Origin of the sequence: Nocardioides sp. (genome assembly GCF_036401255.1) — a bacterium.
Lineage (GTDB): Bacteria > Actinomycetota > Actinomycetes > Propionibacteriales > Nocardioidaceae > Nocardioides.
Genome location: NZ_DASWVI010000219.1, coordinates 1 through 6897 on the forward strand (window position 1 = coordinate 1; position 6897 = coordinate 6897).

Here is a 6897-nt window from a genome sequence, read left to right on the forward strand (position 1 = left end):
TCACGGCAACTTCCGCGACCCGGGTCCCGTCCCAGGGGCATGATGCGCGCGCTGGCCCTCGCCCTGCTGCTGGCCGCGACCACGGTGGGATGTGACGGCGAGTCCCCGGCACCCGCGCCGGCGACCGCCGCCGCGGTGGGGCAGCCGGCGTCGCTGGCGGTCTCGGAGCTGGCGGTCTCGGAGGTGGCGTCCTGGCCGGTCGACGCGGGCCGGCTGCGGATGCTCGGGCTCGGCCCGACGTACGTCGTCTGGGCGGCCGCCCGCGACGGACGCTCGCAGGCCGGCCCGACCCGGGTGGTCGTGTCCGACCTCGACGGCGGGACGCGGCGCACCGTCTACCGCTCGACGTACGCCGGCGGGCAGATCGGCGGGGTGGCCGAGATGGCCGGCCGGGTCCTGGTGGTCGACGAGCGGCCCGGCCCGTCCGATCACGGGCCGCCGACGGCGTGGCGCCTCATGGCGGTCGGCCTCGCGGGTGGACGGCGGGTGCTGGCGGAGTCCGAGCCCGGCGTCGTGAGCTGGTCGCCCGCACCGGTCACGGCCGATGGCGCCGGCGGCTGGACCGCCGGATGGGTGCAGCAGGATGCCGAACCGCCGACCGGCGCCGTCGCGTTCACGTGGATGCCCGGGTCGGATCCGCGGCGCTGGGGGAGCGTCGGCCGCGCCCAGCTCGTCGGCCTCACCGCCGACGGGCTGCTGCTCGAGCGGATCGGGCGCGACGAGGTGCGCGGGATGTACCGCATCGACCTGGCGCTGCGCACCCGCAGCGGCGTCCGCCGCCTCACCGACGACGGCCTGGTCGTCGAGGCGGACGTCGACGGGTCGACGCTCGCCTGGTCCGAGCGGGCCGATCGCGGGCACCAGCTCGCCGACCCGGTCGAGGTCCACACCCTCGACCTGGACCACCTCGACGGGCCCGAGACGATCCGCCGCGGAGCGACCGGGTGGGAGCTGCACGCCGGCGACGGGTTCGTGCTGCGCTCGGGCCGTCACCTCGGGCTGAGCGTGGCGCCGGCGCAGGGCGGCACCCCGCTCCGTCTGCCGGGCGCGCGGGTGCCCGGCACCTCGAACTCCCCGGCCGTCCTTGCCGACCGGGTCGCCTACGTCCGGCGCACCGACGACGGCGTGCGACTGGTGGTGCTCGAGGTGGCCGAGACCGCCGACGTCGGCTAGAACGTGTGCTCGGGGCCGGGGAAGGTCCCGGCCCTGACATCGTCGGCGAAGTCGCGGGCCGCCTGGAGGAGTACGCCGTGCAGGTCGGCGTACTGCTTGACGAAGCGCGGCATCCGGCCGGTGCGCAGGCCGAAGGCGTCCTGCCACACCAGCACCTGACCGTCGCAGTCGAGGCCGGCGCCGATGCCGATCGTCGGGATCGACACGGCCTTCGTGACCTCGGCGGCGACGTCCCCGGGGACCATCTCCATCACCACCGCGAACGCCCCCGCGTCCTCCATGGCGCGGGCCTCGGCGACGACCTTCGCCGCCGCCTCGCCGCGGCCCTGGACGCGGTAGCCGCCGAGGTTGTGCTCGGACTGCGGGGTGAAGCCGATGTGTGCCATCACCGGGATGCCGCCCTCGGTCAGCTTGCGGACCTGGGGGGCCATCTCGAGGCCGCCCTCGAGCTTCACCGCGTGCGCGTTGGCCTCCTTCATGAACCGCACGGCGGTCAGGTAGGCCTGCTCCGGGGAGGCCTGGTAGGAGCCGAACGGCAGGTCGGCGACCACCAGCGCCCGGCGTACCGATCGGCTGACGGCGCGCGCCAGCGGGATCAGCTCGTCGACGGTCACCGGCAGCGACGTCTCGTTGGCGAAGACGTTGTTGGAGGCGCTGTCGCCGACCAGCAGCACCTCGATACCGGCCTCGTCGAACGTCTGGGCGGCGTACTGCTCGTAGGCGGTGAGCATCGCGAACTTCTCGCCGCGCTGCTTCATCTCGCGCAGGTGGTGGGTGCGGATCCGCTTGATCGGCGTGCTGCCGGCGGTCGAGCCGGTCGAGACCCCGGATGCGTACGGGGGCGTCTCCTCGCTGGTCATCTGCTGCTCCCTGACTGTCATCTCGCAGCTCCCTGGTGGAGTCCACGGACCGCTGGTCAGGCTAGCCCCGTACCGGGGAGTTCACTCCTGTGGCGGTGGTCACCCCGCGCCGCGGCCGCGCGGCGCGCCGGCCGCGTCGGCGGCCGCCTCGAGGTCCGCGATCACGATCTTCTGCATCTGCAGCATCGCGTCGGTGGCGGCCCGGGCCCGGGCCGGATCGGGATCGGAGAGCAGCTCGTACAGCCGCGTGGGGACGACCTGCCACGACAGCCCGAACCGGTCCTTGAGCCAGGCGCACCGGTCGGCCCGGCCGCCGGCGACGAGCGTGTCCCAGTAGTAGTCGACCTCGGACTGATCCGCGCAGGCGATGCTCAGCGAGATCGTCTCGGTGAAGCCCGCGTGCGCGGGCCCGCCGTTGATCCCGCGGAACGACCGGCCGTCCAACGTCCACTCGGCCGCGAGCACGCGGCCGTCGTCGTAGTAGGAGACCGCTCGGATCTCGGAGCTCGGGAAGACCCGGACGTAGAAGTCCACGGCCTCCATCAGGTCGTCGTCGAACCACAGGCACGTGCTGATCTCGGGCATGTCCCTGCAGACCCGCTGTCCTCCGCGGACTCATCGGCCTACAGTCAGCCATGGCCTTCGATGTGGCGTCCGACGCCTACGGTCGGTTCATGGGCCGCTACTCCGAGCCGCTCGCGGACCGGCTCGTCGAGAGGGCGGGAGTACGCCGCGGCCAGCGCGCGCTCGACGTCGGGTGCGGGCCCGGCGCGCTGACCGCCCGACTCGTCGACCGCCTCGGGCCCGGCCAGGTCAGCGCGCTCGATCCGTCGCCGCCGTTCGTCGCCGCGGCGCGCGAGCGCTGTCGCGGCGTCGACGTCCGTGAGGGACGCGCGGAGGAGCTGCCGTTCGACGACGGCGCGTTCGACGTGGTGCTCGCCAACCTGGTCGTGCACTTCATGTCCGACCCGGTCGTGGGGCTGCGCGAGATAGGCCGCGTCGGCGGGCTGGTCGGCGCGACCGTCTGGAACCACGCCACCGCAGCCGGGCCGCTCTCGACGTTCTGGCAGGCGGCCAAGGACCTCGACCCCGACGTCGCCGACGAGGCGGCGCTGCCCGGCACCGGCGAGGGCGACCTGGGCGACCTGGCCCGCGCGGCCGGCCTGCGCGGCGTCGTCGAGGACACGATCACCGTCGCCGTGCCGTACGCCTCGTTCGAGGAGTGGTGGGAGCCCTACACGCTCGGCGTGGGGCCGGCCGGCGACCACGTCCGGAGCCTCGACGACCCCGCGCGCGAGGCACTGCGCCGCCGGTGCGCCGAGCTGCTGCCCGCCGGCCCGTTCTCCGTCGACGCGACCGCCTGGATGGTGCTCGCCCGCGGCTAGGGCGCGTCGTCCGGGACCGACGCCGGCCAACGATGCCAGCGCCAGTCGTCCCAGGACGCAAATCCTGCGGGAGGATCTCCGATCGGTTCGCTGCCGTCGAGTTCTCCCGGCGTCGGGACGCTGATGACGGCGGCCCACTCGGCCAGCTCGTCGTCAGTCATGTGCCACGTCGTGTGGGGAGCCTCAGCGAGTCGCCGGTCCAGTCGTCGCCGCTGCTCGGCCACCGGCAGCTCGAAGTAGCGCATCGCCACCGACGCTCCACGCGCCATCGCCGCCTGTCTCAGCGCGGAGCGCTCGTCTCGAGCCCAGAGGCCGAAGTCGATGACGACGTTGATGCCCAGCTCGAGCGCCCGCAGCCCGACCTCGATGAGCCGCCCTTCGATCACGTCGGACGCCGACGGCGGGTTGGCGAGCCCATAGAGGGCCTTCACCCACTCGTCCTTCGTGAGGCGCAGGGCGTCCTCCGCGGCCTCGATCTGCCGTGCGGCCGTGGTCTTGCCGACTCCAGGCAGGCCGACCGTCAGGAACAGAGTTGGGCGTGTCGTCACCGGCTCTCCCTCCGACGTCCGGGTCATCATCGCTGACGTCTGCCCGCGGCACACGACCCGGACCCGTGGCACCGGCCGCCCGGCGGGTGTGCCGGCGCCCCGCGTGGGAAACTCCGGAGCGTGGACTTCTACTCCGCCTACGCCCACGGCTTCGCCCGCGTCGCGGCCTGCACGGTCCCGATCCGGGTCGCCGACCCCGCGACCAACGCCCGCACGGTGCTCGAGCAGGCGCGAGCCTGTGCCGAGGACGGCGTCGGCGTCGCGATCTTCCCGGAGCTGTGCCTGAGCGGCTACGCGATCGACGACCTGTTCCTGCAGGACCCGCTCCTCGACGCGGTGACCGACGCGATCGCCGAGGTCGTCGCCGCCTCGGAGGACCTGGCGCCCGTGCTGGTCGTCGGCGCCCCGATCGCGCACGGCAACCGGGTGCTCAACGCGGCGGTGGCGATCCACCGCGGCCGCATCCTCGGCGTCGCCCCGAAGTCCTACCTGCCCACCTACCGGGAGTTCTACGAGCGGCGCTGGTTCGCCCCCGGCGACGACGTCCGCGGCACCACGGTGCTCGCCGGCCAGGAGGTGCCGATCGGCCCCGACCTGCTGTTCGCGGCCACCGACGTCCGCGGGCTGGTGCTGCACGTCGAGGTCTGCGAGGACATGTGGGTGCCGGTGCCGCCGAGCGCCGAGGCCGCGCTGGCCGGCGCGACCGTGCTCGCGAACATCTCCGGCAGCCCGATCACCGTGGGCCGGGCCAGCGACCGCCGGCTGCTCGCGAGCAGTGCGTCGAGCCGCTGCCTCGCGGCGTACCTCTACGCTGCCGGCGGCCAGGGCGAGTCCACGACCGACCTGTCGTGGGACGGCCAGACGATGGTCTACGAGATGGGCGAGCTGCTCGGCGAGACCGAGCGGTTCCCCGAGACCGCGCGGGCCACGATCGTCGACGTCGACCTCGACCGGCTGCGCCTCGAGCGGATCCGCACGGGCACGTTCGACGACAACCGACGGGGTCTCGAGGCTCGCTTCGCTCGCACCTCGACCACCGAGGGCTCGTTCCGCACGGTCGAGTTCGAGCTCGCGCCGACCACGGCCGACATCGGGCTGCGCCGCAAGGTGGACCGGTTCCCGTTCGTGCCCGACGACGCCGAGCGGCTCGCCCAGGACTGCTACGAGGCCTACAACATCCAGGTCTCCGGCCTCGAGCAGCGGCTGAGCGCGATCGGGCAGCCGAAGGTCGTGATCGGCATCAGCGGCGGTCTGGACTCCACCCACGCGCTGATCGTCGCGGCGAAGGCGATGGACCGGCTCGGCCGGCCGCGCACCGACATCCTCGGGTTCACGCTCCCGGGCTTCGCCACCGGCTCCGCGACCAAGGGCTACGCGTGGGCGCTCGCCGACTCGCTCGGCATCACCATGCAGGAGATCGACATCACCGACGCCGCGCGGGCGATGCTCACCGACCTCGACCACCCCTACGCGAAGGGGGAGGAGGTCTACGACATCACCTTCGAGAACGTGCAGGCCGGGCTGCGCACCGACTACCTGTTCCGGCTCGCCAACCACCGCGGCGGCATCGTGCTCGGCACCGGCGACCTGTCCGAGCTGGCGCTGGGCTGGTGCACGTACGGCGTGGGCGACCAGATGTCGCACTACAACGTCAACGCCGGCGTACCGAAGACGCTCATCCAGCACCTGATCCGCTGGGTGGTCAGCACCGGCCAGTTCGACGAGGCCACCAACCGGGTGCTCACCGACGTGGTCGGCCAGGAGATCACCCCGGAGCTGATCCCGACCCGGGAGGACCACCTGCCCCAGTCCACCGAGGAGTCCGTCGGGCCCTACTCCCTGCAGGACTTCACGCTGTTCCACGTGCTGCGCTACGGCTACGCGCCGAGCAAGATCGCGTTCCTCGCCTGGCACGCCTGGCACGACGCCGACGCGGGGGAGTGGCCGCCGAACTACCCCGACGACCGGCGCATCGAGTTCGACCTGGCCACGATCCGCCGCTGGCTCGAGGTGTTCGTGCGGCGGTTCTTCGCCAGCCAGTTCAAGCGCTCGGCGCTGCCGAACGGTCCGAAGGTCAGCCACGGCGGCACGATGTCGCCGCGCGGCGACTGGCGGATGCCGTCCGACGCGAGCCCCGCCGCCTGGCTCGCCGAACTGGAGGCCAACGTCCCGACCTCCTGAGAATTCCGCGGGCGGCATGCAACCGAGCGGCCCGCCCGGGCGTCTCCTCCCCGACAACCCTCGATCCGGAGCAGGAGAATCATCGTGAGCACCATCAGCCAGGCCCGTCGACGTACGGCCCTCGCCGCCGCCCTCGTCGCCACGGGCCTGGGCGCCGTCGCCACCGCGGGCGCCGGCGCCTCGGACGCCGCGTCGCCCGCCGCCACCGACGCGGCCCGCACCCTGCCCAAGACGAAGATCACCTTCGAGGTGCCCGGGTGCGACGGCTGCGAGATCGGCCTGACCCAGGCGCGCTGGGACCCCAAGTCCCGGTGGGGCGTCCGGGTCTGGGACGGCGGCCAGAAGGCGGTCGCGGACGGCGTCGCGACGTTCACCGTGCCCACCCGGCACACGGTCGGCATGTCGGCGGTCGTGACCGCCCCGTGGGAGGGCCACACCGGGTACGTCACCACCGTGGTGTTCCGCTACCGCGGCGAGCGCCCCGGCGACCCGGTCGGGTTCCGCGAGGCGCGGCGCAAGGCCAAGGGGACCGCGTGCTGGGGCGGCACCGCCGAGGAGGAGGTGACGATCCCGCTGACCGTGCGCAAGGTGCGGGTGATGGGGCTGCGGCACGAGGTCGCCGGGTCGATCGCGTACGCCGACACGACCCAGATCTGGATGAAGCCCATGCGCAGGGTGCTGCACGGTGTGATGGGCTCCCAGGACGTCAACGTCTGCGGCGAGCAGCCCGAGGGCTGAGGGCCCGCGCGC

General features: G+C 73.3%; 7 protein-coding genes. 4 read left to right on the forward strand and 3 right to left on the reverse strand.

Features of this window, described 5'->3' with window-relative positions; all coding sequences use genetic code 11:
• The first annotated feature begins 39 nt into the window (after positions 1-39).
• On the forward strand, positions 40-1173 hold the full coding sequence (locus VGD85_RS10265; protein WP_331063341.1) for a hypothetical protein: 1134 nt from the start codon (positions 40-42) through the stop codon (positions 1171-1173).
• On the opposite strand, the gene panB is transcribed toward VGD85_RS10265, so the two are convergent.
• Together panB and VGD85_RS10275 are read right to left on the reverse strand one after the other, a co-directional pair.
• Positions 1170-2054 (reverse strand): 3-methyl-2-oxobutanoate hydroxymethyltransferase, encoded by an 885-nt coding sequence (gene panB / locus VGD85_RS10270; protein WP_331063342.1) that lies wholly within the window; start codon positions 2052-2054, stop codon positions 1170-1172. The two genes, VGD85_RS10265 and panB, sit on opposite strands and share 4 nt — an antisense overlap.
• A gap of 78 nt (positions 2055-2132) precedes the next feature.
• Positions 2133-2618: a VOC family protein gene (locus tag VGD85_RS10275; RefSeq protein WP_331063343.1), complete on the reverse strand. Its 486-nt coding sequence runs from the start codon at positions 2616-2618 to the stop codon at positions 2133-2135.
• A 50-nt stretch (positions 2619-2668) separates the two neighbouring features.
• Between VGD85_RS10275 and VGD85_RS10280 the strand changes: the two genes are divergently transcribed.
• The gene (locus VGD85_RS10280; protein ID WP_331063344.1) at positions 2669-3418 is read left to right on the forward strand and encodes a class I SAM-dependent methyltransferase; all 750 of its coding nucleotides are present in this window, start codon (positions 2669-2671) and stop codon (positions 3416-3418) included.
• On the opposite strand, the gene VGD85_RS10285 is transcribed toward VGD85_RS10280, so the two are convergent.
• A complete protein-coding gene (locus VGD85_RS10285; RefSeq protein WP_331063345.1) occupies positions 3415-3966 on the reverse strand; it encodes an ATP-binding protein in 552 nt (183 codons plus the stop codon). The two genes, VGD85_RS10280 and VGD85_RS10285, sit on opposite strands and share 4 nt — an antisense overlap.
• A 120-nt stretch (positions 3967-4086) precedes the next feature.
• Between VGD85_RS10285 and VGD85_RS10290 the strand changes: the two genes are divergently transcribed.
• A complete protein-coding gene (locus tag VGD85_RS10290; RefSeq protein ID WP_331063346.1) occupies positions 4087-6147 on the forward strand; it encodes an NAD(+) synthase in 2061 nt (686 codons plus the stop codon).
• 84 nt (positions 6148-6231) lie between these two features.
• Positions 6232-6885 carry a hypothetical protein gene (locus VGD85_RS10295; protein ID WP_331063347.1) on the forward strand — a complete coding sequence of 218 codons (654 nt, stop codon included), beginning with the start codon at positions 6232-6234 and terminating at the stop codon, positions 6883-6885.
• The last annotated feature ends 12 nt before the right edge of the window (positions 6886-6897 follow it).

Coding starts and splice junctions, on each gene's coding strand:
- VGD85_RS10275 (WP_331063343.1), bottom strand. CDS start 2,618: ATGCCCGAGATCAGCACGTGCCTGTGGTTCGACGACGACCTGATGGAG.
- VGD85_RS10265 (WP_331063341.1), top strand. CDS start 40: ATGATGCGCGCGCTGGCCCTCGCCCTGCTGCTGGCCGCGACCACGGTG.
- VGD85_RS10280 (WP_331063344.1), top strand. CDS start 2,669: ATGGCCTTCGATGTGGCGTCCGACGCCTACGGTCGGTTCATGGGCCGC.
- panB (WP_331063342.1), bottom strand. CDS start 2,054: ATGACAGTCAGGGAGCAGCAGATGACCAGCGAGGAGACGCCCCCGTAC.